Here is a 15,255-nt window from a genome sequence, read left to right as displayed (position 1 = left end):
TTCATAAAAAAGGGGAGGCCCCGGATTACTCCAGGTCCTCCAATTCTTCAAGTTCCTGAGCAGCTTCGGACGAAGTTTCACCCTGACCCATCTTGGTCCTCACAGTAGCGAGAGTGAAGCCGGCGTCTTCGAGGATGCGCTTACGGTTAGATTCGAAGCGGTCACTCTGAAGAGCTCTTTGGGTAAATGCTGCATAATCTTCGATAGCCTGGTTCGCCTTGTCGAAAGTCGGACGCAGGGCTTCGCGCTTGCTCTGCACACGCGGAGTCGGCAACTGGCGGGCAAGGTCAAGAGCCTGGACCTGCACGGAGTCGAACTCACCCTGCATGGCATCGTAGGCCTGGCGGGCGCTGTCGCGGGATGCAACAGAGACTGCGGGCTTTTCGGTCTTCTTTTCGGCCTGTTCGAGAGAAGCGGCGGCCTTCTTGTATTCCTTCTTCATGAAGTAGCAGTAACCCTGAACGAGGTAAGCTTCGGACACGAGGAAGGATTCCGGAAGGTTAGAGATGATCCACTGAGCCGGCTTCATCGCTTCATCGGGCTTGTTCACCTTGAGGAAGGACCATGCAATGCCGAGCATCGCTTCGTCATACACCGGGGATCCGGCCTGCACCTGTCCGTACATCTGAGCGGCGGCGGCAATGTCAGCCTTTTCGCCAGAGAAGTAGATGTGGCCGAGCTTCACACGGGCGGCATCCTGCAAATCCTGTTCGGACTGGTTGGAGTACTGCTGCTCGGTAATGTCGCGGAAGCAGTTTTCAGCTTCTTCCCACTTGCCGAGACGGCTGTAGGCGATACCCATGGTGTAACGGGCGTAGAAGTAGTTCGCGTTACCCGGAAGGATGGCGGCGAGCAGGTCAACAGATTCCTGGTAGAGACCCTGTTCGAACTTAATCTGGCCGGCAATGTAGTCAGCGTCAGCCTTCACGTCGCTTTCACCGAACTTCTGGGCGATGTTCTGGTACTTGGCCATGGCTTCGGTATACTTGCCTTCCTTGTAGTCGATGTTCATCAACTGGAAGTGGTACTTGGCCTTCTGGTCACTCTGCGGATAGCGCTTGATAGCGTCTTCGTACACGGACTTTGCAGCCTTGTGCATACGGAGGTTTTCGAAGGACTTCGCCTTGTAGAACGCAGCCTGGTCCACCAAGTGGAATGCCGGGTACTTGGTCTGAACCTTACCGAAAGCATAAGCGGCTTCGAGGAACTGACGGTTCAAGTACAGACGCATTGCAGCGCGGTAGTCGTTTTCAGGCTCGATCTTCAAGCGACGGTAACGTTCTTCACCGATTTTCTCTTCACGGGTATCACCGAAGCGAGAAGTAATCTTCACAGCCCAGATGAAGCCACGGTTCTTCTTGGCATAGAGGTCGTCGTGCGACATTTCGAGGTCAAGAGAGAGGTAACGGAAGATGCTCACGTCCTTGACATTCACCGTTGCTCCAGCGACGAAGTAGCCTTCCTTGGTGAAGCGGCCACGCACGCCCAAGTGCGGAGAGAGGTAATAGGTCAAGGTGAAGCTTGTTTCGAGGTTGAAGCCTTCACCACCTTCCGCGTCGTTGTGGAAGATATCGATGAAGGAGAATTCGATCTTCGCTTCGAGGCTCCTGTTGAGGCCACGATAGAAGAGGGAGACGTTCAGGTTGGCCGGGATGATGTAGGCATCATCGCGGTCGGCACCGAAGAATCCCGGAGTAACGAACGAGAATCCGCCGTCACCGTTCTCGGTGCTAACACCCGGCTGAACGACATTCTGCAAGGCAACACCGATAAGGAGGTAGCCAAGCTTCGAAGAAGCGAGCGGGTTGAAGCTGACACCGACATCGGTACCGACAGTCAACTGCTTCACATCATCGAACTGGTTGATATAGAGCACGGAGAGGTCTACACCCAAGGAGACGAGCTGGAACAAGTTGTAGGCGTAGCCGAACATGAAGGCATATTCGCCATAGGACTTGCCTCCGTCAATGGATGCACCGTTTTCGAAGAAGGAGAAACCGAGCGTATGCTTGTAATCCATCGGGAAAGTCAAGCTCACGTATTCCTGGCTCGCTTCACCGCTGATGGAACTGAAGAATGCCGCACTGAATTCGAGCTGGTCAGTTTCCGCAATGCTTGCCGGGTTCACGTACATGGACGTGTTGCCGCCGAATTCGGCGAACCAGTCGTTCTGCTGATACTTGTGTGGAGCGTAGGTGGCTTCTGCAAACAGAGAGCTCGCAGCCACAGTAAGTCCGAGGACTGACGTTTTGATGAAACTAGTATGCATCATCACCTACTCCTTTACTTGATATCCGTGCGGATGAACTCGATACGACGGTTCTGCGCACGCCCTTCAGGGGTTTTGTTGGAGGCCACCGGCTTGGCATCGCCCATACCTTCGGTCTCAATTCGACTTTCGGAAATGCCGTTTTCAACGAGGAAGTTCTTCACGGCAGCGGCGCGGTCTGCAGAAAGCTGTTTGTTCTTATCCTTGGAACCAACGTTGTCTGTATGGCCGACAATCTTGAATGTAGCTTCGGTAAAGGTTTCCATGATGTCCACCACCTTCATGAGGGAGATGTGGGAATCAGGAGTAATAGTAGCCTTGCCGGATTCGAAGTTCACGCCTTCGAGAACGAACACCTTCTTGGGCGGCTGCGGGACTTCATCCGGGCATCCGTCTTCATCCTTATAGCTGTTCGTAGTTTCAGCCTGTTCGGGGCAGAGGTCAACGCCCTTGCACACATGAGCAAAGTTGGGGAGCAAGCCCTTGGCTTCGACCCACGGATCGCAGAGACCGTCGCGGTCGTTGTCCGCATCCGGGCAGCCGTCGTCATCCTGGTAACCGTCGAAGTCTTCAGCTTCTTCGGGGCAGTTGTCGACGCCCGTGCAGACACTTGCGTATTTATCCGTAACGCCATCTTCGGAAACCCACGGATCGCAGAGGCCATCGGCATCGGTATCCGGGTTACGAGTTTCCTCGACCTGTTCTTCTTCCTTCACGACCTCGACCGTAGTAAGACCGATATCCAGTTTGCCCTTGCCGCGCTTCAGCATCGGCGAGGTGGACTGGCAGTAGTAGTTCGGCTTCGAAGCGGAGTGGTTCATGAACTTCGGATCGAGCGAAACGTTCGTGCGGTTCACCTTGATGAACTGGTTGAACGGGTAGTAGTTCTTGTAGATGTTGTTGTACTCCACCTTCGTCTGGCCGGCGGCCGGGTCGGCGAACACACCGTAGTAGTGGTTTTCCATGAAGATGTTGTTACGGGCAATCACGTTCGTCGGTCCCTTCAGGGCAAGGCCCGAATAGCCGTTGCGGAGCACGACGTTGTGCTCGATGAAGGCGTCGAGGGACTTAGCACCCCAAGCGAGGATGCCGGACCAGCGGTTGCCGAACACCACGTTGTTACGGAGATGCGGGAGCGAAATGAACGCACCGATACCCGTAGCATGGTTGTCCACCACATAGCAGTGGTGAATGTAAGGAGCAGCGTTTTCACAAAGAATACCTTCAAGGCCGTTCCTCACAGTGAAGTGCGACATTTCCGCGCCCGAGGTTCCCATGACAGTCGGACCATTACGGCCACCGTCGATAATAGTTGTCAGCGGATCTTCGCCTTTCAAGACCACACCCATCACCAGAGTGATGTTTTCGTTATAGGTGCCGCGCGCTACCTTGATGGTATCGCCAGCATCGGCGTTGCCGAGAGCATCGCCAATCTTCTGGAATTCGCCAGGCACGTTGATAATCCTTGCCATGGCGGTTCCGGAAAGAAGCAAAGCCCCGGCCGTAATGAAGACCAGTTTCTTTAGGGTCATACTGCTACGTTTCTCCAATCATAGAACACATAAAATCGTTTGTTTTAGGTTTGCCGAATCGACAAATTCAAAAACCCAAGAGGGAATATACCTTCATAACGGGCTTCGGTCAAACGTTTTTTTGCCAAATAGACAAAAAAAAGCCTAAAAATGCGAAGTTAAGCCGTTACGGAAGGCAAGAATCGTCAATTCTCGGGGGGAAGGTTCGACTTTTCCTCCTCCTTCTTCGCGCCCTGGATCGACACGCGGATTTCCTGGCAGGTCTTCTTGATGTCCTGCAGAACCTTGCGCGCACGAGTCCCGGCAGACTTGTTGCCGCGTTCGAACTTTTCGTACTCACGTTTGAAGTTTTCCACTTCGAGATCGAGGTCGTTGACTAAGCTCATAGTTGAACTCCCTAAAAAGATGCTTTTTGGAAAATAAATAAAGTTTTTCGCAAAAATTCGCTATTTTGTAAAAACAATTTTACGTTTACGGATTATTACACGATTTTTTGGCTTGTCAACAGGTTATCAACACTCTGAGGCCGTCCAGAGGCATTCCAAGGCGCGGCGACCGTCCACTCCCACATCCCTGGAGAAGTCGTTGACGAACATCCGAATGTGCGACTCGATGACCTTTTCGTCGGAAATTTGCGCCTTTTCACGGATGAACGGAGTCACAAGCTCAATCCGATTTTGCGCCTCGAGCAGGCTTCGGCGAATTTCGCATTCGACATTCCTTACAACTTCATCTGAAAGCGAGCGGCGAGATACAGCTATTCCAAGCGGAATCGGCGAACCAGTATGCTCTTCCCAGTAAGCACCGAGATCCTGCAGCATGTGAAGTCCGTCACGTTTCCAGGTGAAGCGATGCTCATGAATGGTGACCCCCTGGGCCGCAGACTTGTCTAGCAGCGAGGAATAGACCTCGTTGAAAAGGGCGTAACGCACCTGCGGTGCACACACGCCAGGACGGCCAGACTTGTCGCCATATTCGCGCGAAAACCAGAAGCGGAACAGGAGCGCGGCCGTCGTATTTGCTCCGGGAAGGACAGTTTCCTGTGCAGGGTCGAAGGTGCTGGAGCCCGAAGAGAGCAGGAGCGGGCCACAGCCATACCCGATGGCGCCACCGCACCCGAGGCACACGTAGCGGTCACGAATCTTCGGATAGACCTGTGCGCTTACCTTCGCCACGTCGAGTTCGCCGCGCAACACCATCTCGTTCAGGGTCTGCACATCGGCAAAATGCACGTCCCATTCAAAGGGGGACTTTTCGAGACCACGGACGAGTGCTTCGTAGATGTAGGTGTCGTTGGGACAGGTGGAGATGCCGAGGGAAAGACGCATGGTTAATGGATGATTGATGATAGATGAAGGGAGGTGCGGGAGGCGGGTTAAAGGTTATCCAAGACCTGCTCCTTGAGGGCTTTCAGCGCCTCGGGGATACGCCAGGCGGAAGTGTCGCGGTCGGTAGCGATGTTGCTCACGGCACGGAACTGATAGCCACTCACGCCAAAACGCTTGCATACGGCAAAGCAGGCGGCCCCCTCCATGGTCTCAACATCGGCATCGAAAAGCGCGGAGCGGCGGGAAGCGAGGTAGGCAGTGCCCGTGCAGCAGTTGACGGTGACGCCCGAAACGGAACGGACCGTCGCAAGGGGAAGCGTCAAGAACCGCGGAGAATCTCCCCTATAGGAAACGGTCGCACCGGAAACATCTCCCCAGGGAACAAAATGCCCTTCTCGCGTTTGAACTCCGATATCACCCACGATTTCGGAATCGACGCGGACCACCTCGCCCACCCCGATACCGCGGCCCGGATACGCACCGCAAACGCCCACCTGGACAACTCGGTCATACTTGCCCTGGGAAAGGAACTGAGCAAGGTTCACGGAAAAATCAAGAAGGCCCACCCCGCAGACAGCCAATTCCAAAGCGCTGTTCAGGGGTTGGGGCGTAGACGACGCCACGACGGCCGAAATCTTCGGGAACAGGGCGCTGAATTCTTGCTTGGATGCAAACGCGACGAGGGTCTTGCTCATGGCAGCCCCCGTTACTCGAGTCTTTCCACTTCGGACTTGAGTTCGCCTTCGAGTTCCGCAATCCTTTCGAGCGAAAGCATCCAGGGTTTTTCGACTTCGCAACGAGCGACGGCTACCGCGGTAGATTTCACGAGGCATTCTTCGAAATCAAGCCCCATGCTGTCGGCATAGAGCCAACCCGCAAAGAAGGAATCGCCGGCCCCTACATTGTTCTGGACCTCGATTGTGGTAGGCTGCAGAATCAGTTCCTGGAACTTCTTCTCCACAAGCCTGAACGCATGGACCGGAGATTCCTCGTCGGTCACCACCAGGTTCTTGATGGGGAGGCGTTCCAGGACGGCTGTCGCCGTCATCTTCCAGAACTGCGGACTAGACATCACCTGCGGAATTCCCAGACGCGAAAGAAGCTTGCAATACTCCTGCAAGTTTATCTTCAGCAATTCGACGCCCTTGGCAAGCCATGCATCGACATTCTCGATTGCATCGATGTAAATCTTTTTGCCCGCGAAGTCGAGATTATTTATCAGCGTAACATCAAAGCCCTGCGGGAATGTGCCGCACAAAGCCACGCTCTGCGTCGAATTCCAGTACTCGTTGAGGCTCTGGATAAAGTCGTCATTCTCGGACGGGGTAATAATCGGGGAAGGTTCAATCAGCTCGGTTGAACTGCCCTCGCTCACGATTGTCGTGCAGATGCGGGTCGGCTCCTTGATCCACACGGGAGCCTGGTTGATTCCGCAAGCCGAAATTTCATCGAAAATGCGCGGACCGTATTCCGAGCCCAGGAAGTGCATCATCAGCGGAGAACCACCCAGGAGTTGCAGCACGCGTCCACAGTTGATTCCCTTGCCCGAAGCGTATTCCTCGACTTTCGAGACACGATGGACTTCGCCCAGCGTAAATTTGTCCACAAAGAACAGGCGCTGCCAGGCGGGATTGAGACCGAGAATCAACGTTTCCTGAGGCATAATTCTCCCTAGAAATTCACCTTGTAGAATTTGCGCTTGCCCACCTGGACGACAAGATTATCGCCGCCCTTGATTTCAATCTGGGCCTGCGGGTCTGCAAGCTTTTCGCCGGCAACCTTCACGCCGCCGTTCTGGACCATGCGGCGGGCTTCGCCCTTAGAGGCGAAGGCCTTGATTTCTACAAGCAGGTCGAGCGCTCCGTAGGTGCCGGGAGCCACGCTGCATTCGGCAGCATCGCTCGGGATGGCGTTACCGCTGTGGATTTCGCGTTCCTTCGCGGCGGCGGCCTCGGCGGCCTCCGCACCGTAGTACTGCGTCACGATATCGATGGCGAGGCGGTGCTTGGCATCATTCGGGTTCATCTTGCCTGCGGCAATGTCTGCCATCATCTGCTTGATTTCTGCAAGCGGAATGTTCGTCAGGAGTTCGAACCAGTTCTCGACGATGCTGTCAGCGAGGCTGTAAATCTTGTGGTACATCACGTCGGCGGGTTCGTTGAGGCCCACGTAGTTACCGATGGACTTACTCATCTTGACCTTGCCATCCGTACCGAGCAAAATCGGCATAAAGAGACCGATCTGCGGTTCCATGCCTTCGAAAATCTGGAGGTCACGACCGCGCAACACGTTGAACTTCTGGTCGGTGCCGCCCAATTCCACGTCGCTCTGGATGGCGACGGAATCGTAGCCCTGCATCATCGGGTACATGAATTCGTGCAGGCTGATGGGCGTGTTGGCCGTGTAGCGGTTGTGGAAGTCTTCGCGTTCAAGCATCTGGGCTACAGTGAACTGGCCCATGAGTTCGGTCACCTTGCTGAACGGGAGCTTGGAGAACCATTCGCCGTTGTAGTGGATTTCCACCTGGTCGCGGCGGACGACCTTGAAGAACTGTTCCTGGTATTCCTTCGCGTTCTCGAGCACCTGTTCATGCGTGAGGCGCGGGCGGGCTTTGTTGCGGCCGCTCGGGTCACCAATCTGGGCAGTGTAGTCACCCACAATGAGCACAACCGTGTGTCCCAAGTCCTGGAACTGGCGGAGCTTGCGCATCACGACCGTGTGGCCGAAGTGCACGTCCGGGGCTGTCGGGTCAACACCCATCTTGATACGGAGCGGGACCCCGGTATCGTAGGACTTCTGGAGTTTCTTTTCGAGTTCTTCTTGCGGAACGACGTCGATAACGCCGCGCATCAAAATATCAAGCTGTTCTTTTACAGGACGGAATTGCATAATGTTTCCTTGTTTTTCGGAGGGAAATATAGAATTAGTGCTTGAAATGAATTGTAAACTCATTCAACACAATGCGGTTCTTTATCGCATTATCGGTCTTTTACCGCACAGAAGACCACAAAAAAACAAGTGCCGATGTCATGTATTCGTAGAACACATACTTTTTTTCAAAAAAAACAACAAAAAAAGCCTTGATTTGGGGCAATAGATAGTTATCTTTATTTTATCCAAAAATAATCTAGGAGAATAAATGAAAAACATTTTTTGTATCGTTGCCATTGCGTCCGCACTCAGCTTCGCAGCATCTGAGCCTAAAACCCATGATGGGTTTTTCCTGAGTTTCGCTTTGGGCATGGGATACCAGGCAATCCATTTCGTTGCCGATGATGGGGATGATCTGCATAGCCTCAGCGAATCCGGAGCCGCCACCGACATCGACGTAAAAATAGGCGGACGAATAGCCAACAACACCCTCCTGCATTTGACCCTTGCCGGAACAACGAAAACAGGAACCGTAGGCGACGACGATTACTACGGCGACGACGACATCAAAGCCAACATGTCCCTTCTCGGCTTGGGGGTCACCTATTATTTTGGCGGTAACTTTTTCGCCACTGGTTCTCTCGGAATAAGCCAGTTCCATGCCAATAATGACGTACGGACATTCGAAGCCACTGTCAATGCCAGCGCAAACACTCCTGCGGATGTCAACTCCGGGTTCGGCTTTCAAGTTGGCGGTGGCAAGGAATGGTGGGTCAGTGACAACTGGGGAATCGGAGCATCGGCGGCACTTCTTTTTGGTTTTGCAAATACTGTTTATGATGACAGTGAATCGTCCTTGGGCATAACACTGCGATTAACCGCAACCTGGAACTAAAATTTCCAGCAAAAAATCTATTTTCCAAAACCAGCGAGGTCTATACCGAGCTGGTTTATTTTGTACGTAAGAATGCGCGGAGTCGTGGAAAGACTGCGCGCAGCAGCGGCAACTTTTCCCTTGCTGCTCTTGAGGGCGTCGCAGATGATGTCCTTTTCGTAGGCCTCCACCATGAGTTTCAGGTTTCCGTTCACCGGGGTACCGCTGGTTTCGGCGGTCTGCAGCGTGGTCGGGAAATGGTGCGGATAGATGACGTCCTCGTCAGCAACGAGGACGGCGCGCTCAATACCATTTTCCAGTTCGCGCACGTTTCCGGGCCACGGGTAACTCATGAGCATGTTGATGGTCGTACGTGCAAGGCGGCGCACGTTCTTGCCCACGATGCGGCAGTAATGCTCCACAAAGTGGTCCGCCAAAAGCACGATGTCCGTCTTACGGTTCCTGAGCGGCGGCACGTAAATCGGGAAGATGTGCAGCTGGTAATAGAGGTCTTCACGGAAGGTTCCCTCTTCGACCATCTGCTGCAGGTTCTTGGTGGTGGCCGCAATCACGCGCACGTTCACCTTTTTAGAGATGCGGGCGCCAATGCGTTCCACTTCGCCGTTCTGCAACAGGCGCAAGAGTTTCACCTGAAGGTTCGGCGAGAGTTCGCCCACTTCGTCGAGGAACAGCGTGCCGCCTTCGGCCTGTTCTACGCGGCCGGGCGTCTCGGCGAACACGCCCACAAGGGCGCCACGCACGCTGCCGAACAGTTCGCGGTCAAGAACCGATTCGGGCATGGAGGCGCAATGGACGCGGACGAACGGGCCCATGTTGCGGTCGGAACGGTAATGGATTGCTTCTGCAACGAGCCCCTTGCCCGTACCGACCTCGCCCACGATGAGCGCGGGGAGGGGGCTCTTCGAGACCTGGTCAATCTGCGCATACACGCGCTGCATCTCGCTGGAGCGACCAATGATGTTGTCGGGCTGGAAACGGTCCTTGAGTTCCAATGTCAAGCGCTCGTTTTCGGCCTTCAGGAGTTCATTTTCTTCGCGGGCTTCGCGACGGAGCTTCACTGCCGCCGCAAGCATCTGCGCGATGATTTCAAGCAGGCGGAGCTTTTCGGGAAGTTCGTCTTCGACCGGATTCTGCACGTCGGCACTGAAGGCGCCAATCACCTGGTGCTCCATAATCACGGGCACGCAGAGGAACGCCTTGTCCTCCGTCTTGCCGCGGCCCGTACGGTCCAGGAAGTCCGGGTCCTTCGCCACAGAAGGAATGATAATCGGCTTGCCGGTTTCCACGACACGGCCCGTGATGCCCTCGCCCACCTTGTAGCGGCCCTTGCGCGCCTGACGGCTGCTCAAGCCTTCCGCAATTTCGATGGAGATTTCGCCCGTGTGGCGGTTGTACAGCGTAAGCGTCGCATGTTCCACGCCCATCGTAGATTCCACCACCTCCAAAATCGGATGTGCAACACTCTCGAAATCGAGCGTCTGGTTCAGAATGGAACTGATCTTGTAGAGCAGTTCCAGTTCTTGGATTTTGGATTGCGAGGAGGACATAGGCAGTACAGATTAATAAAGATGGCGATCAAGCTTGCTTAAATCAGCCTTTTCATCCCATTTTTGGCAGGAACTTTCGTTCACTCGGGCATCGCTAATTTCGCATTCAGCAACCTTTTTGCCCCTTTCGGAATATATGGTCCATATTCCGTTATATCGAACAGCGCCTTCAGTATCATTTAGGAAATCACCTCGGTAATCGGCCATCATTTGACCGTTGTCGTAGTATTGCCGCTCATATTTTTTCTCGACATCCATGTCATAAAGGATCTTATCATCAATCCGATGCTTTATCCTCGTGACCCGGCCATTAATATGCCACACATCAAAAACGGCTTTTAGCTTGTTTCTTAGAACGTCATCTTTTTCGCCACCGTAGTTCACATGCGCCAAGTAAACTGTCGCGTTTTCATCATCATCGCGTTTCATGACGGCGTCCATGATATAACCGTTGACCAAATTAAACTTCAGATGCTTCCTATAATCAAATTCGTCTTGTAGAATAAATGTCATTAGGATTTTCCGCACGGCAGGATGCGTTTTTTCTTTGATCTGTTCCAAGCTCATACTGCCGGCACTAACATCATAAGTCGTATCGAGTCCGACATTGTTCTTATATGCATCCGAAAGTTCAGGAGCGAACGTTTTTTGTTCCAGCCGGTTCATTCGGAAGAAGAACCCCATGCAGCCCGTCAGCTGGAACACAAGCATGATCAGCATCAGAAAAAACAATTTACGCATAAAGTACTCCTTAATTTTCCTTAAATATACACAAATACATATATGAAATTTACTTAATCCGGTCGCCGCAGAATTCCTGGCGGCCGCAATTTTTGCAGTGCGAGCCCATCCAGAGCGTGTCGAACTGTTCGATGGCGGGCTGCACAAGTTCGGGGTCGTTGGTGAGGATTCCCGCCTCAAAGTTTCGGCGCAAGCTGCTCTTCATGCCGATGCCCGCACCCGTCAAGTTCGCGGAACCGATGTAAGCGGTTTCCAAATCAAAAATCATCATCTTGAAATGCACCCGCGGGCACATGACGCGTTCGAGGTCGGTCGCCAAAATCTTGAAGCGGTCGAAGTCCTCGCGGAAGTTCGGGCCCGGCTCCTTCGCGTGAATGAGCCGCACGCCAACGCCACGCTTCAGGAGTGCGGCCAGTTGCCCGAGCAGCGGCATCGATTCGCCGTCCTGCTTCACGTAGACATCCTTGATGTCGGCAGTACCGATCCACAACGTCTCGCGGACCTTCGCAATCCGTGCGATGACCTCGGAGTAATGTTCCTCGTTCTGGATGTACTTGGTGAATGTGGGCACGGGAGTAAAGATAACCTTCCTCTTGTTTTTTGTCATGCGTTTTTATATATTCCTCATTGTATTCCGACAACCCGGACGACAGTGGTAAACTTGCGGAACATATCAACGCAAGCGAGTTCCCGGCCCGGATGTTACACCATCTGCGCCTAACGTTTAAAGAAAGCAGGTATAAAGTCGGCAAGCGACGCAGCCGATCACGGGAGTGAGCCTCCTCCTGCAAGGTGACAGACTTCCGCCAAGCAATGGCTTGGCGCACATACAATCACTAACAATCCCATTCTGGGGCAACGCCCCTATTCTGCCGCATATGCGGCAAAGGACTTTTATGTCTATCAATCCCGTCTTTCCCGATTTTGCGGAAGCATCCCGCGAATACTGGGAACAACTGACCTATGAAAAAATCAAAAAACGCACCTACCTGGACCCGCTCTACGACGTGGCATTCAAGGTTTTCCTGAACGACCCCGATGCTCTTGTGAGCTTCTTGAACGGAGTTTTTCACCTGGAGGGCGAAAAGCGAATCGTCTCCGTTACGGTGAAGAACACCGAGGTGAACATCCTTTTCCCGCAGACCAAAACTTTCCGCCTCGACATCCGCGCAACAACGTCCAACGGGTACTGCATTAATGTGGAGATGCAGAAGGCGAAACACAGTCGTTTTATCGAGCGCATCCTTTTGCAGCACAGCGCCTTCATGCTCCAGAGCAAGTACGAATGGGACCAGGATTTCTTTAAGGAATCCGACCAGGACACCCCTAGCGAGGTTCGTGCCCAGCGCTACGACCTCCGTTACGAAATTCCTCCCACCTACGCCATCTGGGTCTGCGATTTTCACTTGGAGCAGCAGGACGGCTACTGCGGCACTTGGGGCATCCGCAACGAGAAGGGGTTGACGCTGACCGACAAAGTTAAGTATATTCTTTATGACCTGACGCAGTTCGACAAGACGGAAGAACAGGTAGAGACCGACGAAGACCGCTGGCTTTGGCTTTTGAAGCACGCCGGCGAATCCGACTCGCTCCCCGACTTCAACGACGATGTAATCGCCCAGGCGATCAAGCGCCTTCTTGTAAAGACTGCTCCGGACAGCATCCTTAAACAGCAGGCAAGAAACATGGTGATGACGGAAGAAGAACTGGACTACCTGGCGGCCCTCAAGGTCCGTGCCCGTGAGGAAGGTCGCGCTGAAGGACGTGCTGAAGGGCGCGAAGAAGGGCGCGAAGAAGGGCGTGCTGAAGGGCGTGCTGAAGGCGAAAAGAACAAGGCTCGGGAAATGGCGAAAGCCATGCTCGATCTTGGAATTCCCGTAGAAAAGGTTATGCAGGTTTCCAAGCTCACTGAAGACGAAATCCGCAAGCTCTAAGCGTCAAACGACAGTTCAAAAAAGGCATGTCAACATAAACGTTGGCATGCCGTATTGCAATATGCAAGGTATGTATTTCATTTTATAAAAAAATACCAACCGCAAGGCTAAACTTGCGATTGGTCACGTAAAATGGACTTTTTTACAGTTATTTCAACGCTTCCTGAACCAAGGCGGATGCGCGCTTGGCGTCGAAGCGGCCCTTGACCTTCGGGGAGAGTTCCTTCATGATCTTGCCCATATCCTTCGGGGAAGAGGCTCCGGTCGCCGCCTTGATTTCGGCGATGAGGGCCTTGACTTCGTCCTCAGTCATTTCGGCAGGCATGTACTTGCGGTAGAGCGCAATGCAGGATTCTTCGGCGGGAATCTTGTCCATGAAACCACCCTTCTTGAGGATTTCGATGGCTTCCTGCTTCTGCTTGACGCTCTTCGCAAGAACGTCGACGCACATCTCGTCGGTGATGGTTTCTTCAATCTGGGCCGGAGTGGCACCAGACTTCATGGCTTCGTTCTTGATGTCGGAATGGAGGGTACGGAGCGTTCCGAGAGTTTCGGCGTCGTGCGCCTTCATGGCGGCCTTGATATCGTCCTTAATCTTTGTCAGCAATGCACTGCTCATGTTTTACCCCGAGCGGATAACGCCCCGCTCCTGGCGTCGTGGTTAAAGTTCTAAAAACACGCAACGAGCCACCGGTCATGGACCGACGACTCATCACTCAAATCAAAAACCTTCAAAAACCCTGGACTGCAGCCAAGACACCTTGGCCTAGCCGGACGCCTACTAGTAGAGGCGCTTGCGGTTCTGGTCAGCGATTTCCTTCAAGCGCTTGCGGCGGGCAGCCGTTTCGACGCGCTTCTTTTCTTCAGAAGGCTTTTCGAAGCGCTGACGCTTCTTGACATCGGAAATGATGCCATTCTTTTCGCAGGACTTGGTGAAACGCTTGAGAGCGCGTTCAAAAGGTTCGTTGGACTTAACAATTACGCCGATCACGATAATCCTTTGGTTGAATTAGATATTCGTTTTTTGGATAGCCAAATATATTTAACTCGCGGGATTTCGTCAAGGGTAACTTCAAAACAGAAGTTTCAGTCGCATATTTGCGAAATTAGGGTTTTTTTTCGTTATTTTCTTATTTATAACTTGCGGTTCCTCAAAGACTTATATATATTTTTACCAGAAAGCCCCTACTTTTAGGTTTTTTACATCGTTTTTGGGAGATTCCGAATGAAATCAGCATGGTCGTACCCACTTTGTGCCGCCGTCATCGCAGGCGCGCTCTTTGTTGGTTGCAGCAAAGAGGAACAGGAAATCGTTCCGGACATGAAACAAGCCGCACCGGCAGCCACAGAAAAGGCCCCCGCTGCCGCCGAACAAGCAGACGAGCCGGAATTGGTACCCATCCAGTCCCTTTCCCAAGGATCCAAGTCAGAACCCGCTGTTGAAGAAAAGTCAAAAACCGCGCCGGCACCGACCGCTACAGGCGACATCCAGCCGCAAAGTGAAGGTCCGTTTGTAATCCAGGTGAGCATCCAGCCCTCGAAGAAGGGCGCTGACGGCATCGTCAAGAAGCTTGCCGAACAGAACATCAAGGCCTACGTCGCCGAAGTGGAAAACCCGGGCGAACTCGAAGGTACCTACTACCGCGTTCGCGTCGGATTCTTTGCAACCTACGCCAATGCCCAGGAATACGGCAAGCAGGTGCTTTCGGCCCTGAACTTCCAATGGTGGGTCGACAACAGCAAGAATGACGAAGTTGGCAATCCGGCCGGCGATTCCGACAACAGCGGCGAATCCAGTTCGTACTACGCTCCTCCGCAGGACAACCAGCCCGAACCGGCCCCGGCACCTGAACCTGAACCGGCTCCCGCGCCTGCGCCCGCACCGGAACCTGAACCTGCGCCTGCACCGGAACCGGAACCTGCGCCCGCACCCGAGCCTGAACCGGCACCCGCTCCCGCACCAGAACCCGCTCCTGCACCGGAGCCTGCACCCGCTCCCGCTCCGGCACCCGCAGCCCCGCCTGCCCCACCTGCCGAAGACTTCGTGGACGACTGGGAATAAGCGGTTCGCGCAATCTTTACGAAAAGAGCTCCTCCGGGGCTCTTTTTTTTGCAGGACCTATTTTCTAAATTTGCAA

Annotated in this window: 15 protein-coding genes; 3 read left to right on the top strand and 12 right to left on the bottom strand. The window is 53.5% G+C overall.

Annotation, left to right across the window (positions count from 1 at the left end):
* Nucleotides 1–25: 25 nt before the first annotated feature.
* The 7 genes from B2310_RS02575 to tyrS all read right to left on the bottom strand — a co-directional run bounded on the left by B2310_RS02575 (nucleotide 26) and on the right by tyrS (nucleotide 8,018).
* Complete coding sequence (locus B2310_RS02575) at nucleotides 26–2,272, bottom strand: tetratricopeptide repeat protein (protein ID WP_173381877.1); 2,247 nt, start codon at nucleotides 2,270–2,272, stop codon at nucleotides 26–28.
* A gap of 11 nt (nucleotides 2,273–2,283) precedes the next feature.
* Nucleotides 2,284–3,801 carry an OmpA family protein gene (locus B2310_RS02570; protein WP_290726240.1) on the bottom strand — a complete coding sequence of 506 codons (1,518 nt, stop codon included), beginning with the start codon at nucleotides 3,799–3,801 and terminating at the stop codon, nucleotides 2,284–2,286.
* A 185-nt stretch (nucleotides 3,802–3,986) separates the two neighbouring features.
* Complete coding sequence (locus tag B2310_RS02565; RefSeq protein ID WP_173366609.1) at nucleotides 3,987–4,187, bottom strand: hypothetical protein; 201 nt, start codon at nucleotides 4,185–4,187, stop codon at nucleotides 3,987–3,989.
* A 126-nt stretch (nucleotides 4,188–4,313) separates the two neighbouring features.
* Nucleotides 4,314–5,129: a 1,4-dihydroxy-6-naphthoate synthase gene (locus tag B2310_RS02560; protein WP_290728452.1), complete on the bottom strand. Its 816-nt coding sequence runs from the start codon at nucleotides 5,127–5,129 to the stop codon at nucleotides 4,314–4,316.
* 47 nt (nucleotides 5,130–5,176) lie between these two features.
* Nucleotides 5,177–5,824 carry a futalosine hydrolase gene (gene mqnB, locus B2310_RS02555; RefSeq protein WP_173381880.1) on the bottom strand — a complete coding sequence of 216 codons (648 nt, stop codon included), beginning with the start codon at nucleotides 5,822–5,824 and terminating at the stop codon, nucleotides 5,177–5,179.
* Between the two features lie 11 nt (nucleotides 5,825–5,835).
* Nucleotides 5,836–6,792, bottom strand: a complete 957-nt coding sequence (locus B2310_RS02550; protein ID WP_173381881.1) for a 1-phosphofructokinase family hexose kinase — start codon at nucleotides 6,790–6,792, stop codon at nucleotides 5,836–5,838.
* Between the two features lie 8 nt (nucleotides 6,793–6,800).
* A complete protein-coding gene (tyrS, locus tag B2310_RS02545) occupies nucleotides 6,801–8,018 on the bottom strand; it encodes a tyrosine--tRNA ligase (protein WP_290726233.1) in 1,218 nt (405 codons plus the stop codon).
* A 250-nt stretch (nucleotides 8,019–8,268) separates the two neighbouring features.
* Between tyrS and B2310_RS02540 the strand changes: the two genes are divergently transcribed.
* A complete protein-coding gene (locus B2310_RS02540) occupies nucleotides 8,269–8,895 on the top strand; it encodes a hypothetical protein (RefSeq protein WP_290728450.1) in 627 nt (208 codons plus the stop codon).
* Nucleotides 8,896–8,912: 17 nt separating this feature from the next.
* Here the strand turns inward: B2310_RS02540 and B2310_RS02535 are convergent, their stop codons facing one another.
* Genes B2310_RS02535 through B2310_RS02525 form a run of 3 tightly spaced genes read right to left on the bottom strand, consistent with a single transcriptional unit; the run spans nucleotide 8,913 to nucleotide 11,790 of the window.
* Nucleotides 8,913–10,442: a sigma-54 interaction domain-containing protein gene (locus B2310_RS02535; RefSeq protein ID WP_290728448.1), complete on the bottom strand. Its 1,530-nt coding sequence runs from the start codon at nucleotides 10,440–10,442 to the stop codon at nucleotides 8,913–8,915.
* Between the two features lie 12 nt (nucleotides 10,443–10,454).
* The gene (locus B2310_RS02530) at nucleotides 10,455–11,183 is read right to left on the bottom strand and encodes a hypothetical protein (protein WP_290728446.1); all 729 of its coding nucleotides are present in this window, start codon (nucleotides 11,181–11,183) and stop codon (nucleotides 10,455–10,457) included.
* Nucleotides 11,184–11,232: 49 nt separating this feature from the next.
* Entirely contained in the window at nucleotides 11,233–11,790 is a 558-nt protein-coding gene (locus B2310_RS02525) for a phospholipase D family protein (RefSeq protein ID WP_173382859.1), read from the bottom strand.
* A 289-nt stretch (nucleotides 11,791–12,079) separates the two neighbouring features.
* Between B2310_RS02525 and B2310_RS02520 the strand changes: the two genes are divergently transcribed.
* Nucleotides 12,080–13,117: a PD-(D/E)XK nuclease family transposase gene (locus B2310_RS02520; protein WP_290728444.1), complete on the top strand. Its 1,038-nt coding sequence runs from the start codon at nucleotides 12,080–12,082 to the stop codon at nucleotides 13,115–13,117.
* 148 nt (nucleotides 13,118–13,265) lie between these two features.
* Here B2310_RS02520 and B2310_RS02515 read toward each other — a convergent pair whose 3' ends face one another.
* Nucleotides 13,266–13,736, bottom strand: a complete 471-nt coding sequence (locus tag B2310_RS02515; protein WP_173366552.1) for a GatB/YqeY domain-containing protein — start codon at nucleotides 13,734–13,736, stop codon at nucleotides 13,266–13,268.
* Nucleotides 13,737–13,898: 162 nt separating this feature from the next.
* Nucleotides 13,899–14,108, bottom strand: coding sequence for a 30S ribosomal protein S21 (gene rpsU, locus B2310_RS02510; RefSeq protein WP_173366553.1), 210 nt, complete (start codon nucleotides 14,106–14,108; stop codon nucleotides 13,899–13,901).
* Nucleotides 14,109–14,342: 234 nt separating this feature from the next.
* On the opposite strand from rpsU, the gene B2310_RS02505 reads away from it, so the two are divergent.
* Nucleotides 14,343–15,179 (top strand): SPOR domain-containing protein, encoded by an 837-nt coding sequence (locus B2310_RS02505; protein ID WP_173366554.1) that lies wholly within the window; start codon nucleotides 14,343–14,345, stop codon nucleotides 15,177–15,179.
* Nucleotides 15,180–15,255: the final 76 nt, after the last annotated feature.

The sequence above is a fragment of the Fibrobacter sp. UBA3629 genome (genome assembly GCF_002374005.1).
Taxonomy (GTDB): domain Bacteria; phylum Fibrobacterota; class Fibrobacteria; order Fibrobacterales; family Fibrobacteraceae; genus Fibrobacter.
The sequence above is the reverse complement of the archived record's forward strand: the minus strand, read 5'-3'. Positions and strand labels throughout refer to the sequence as shown.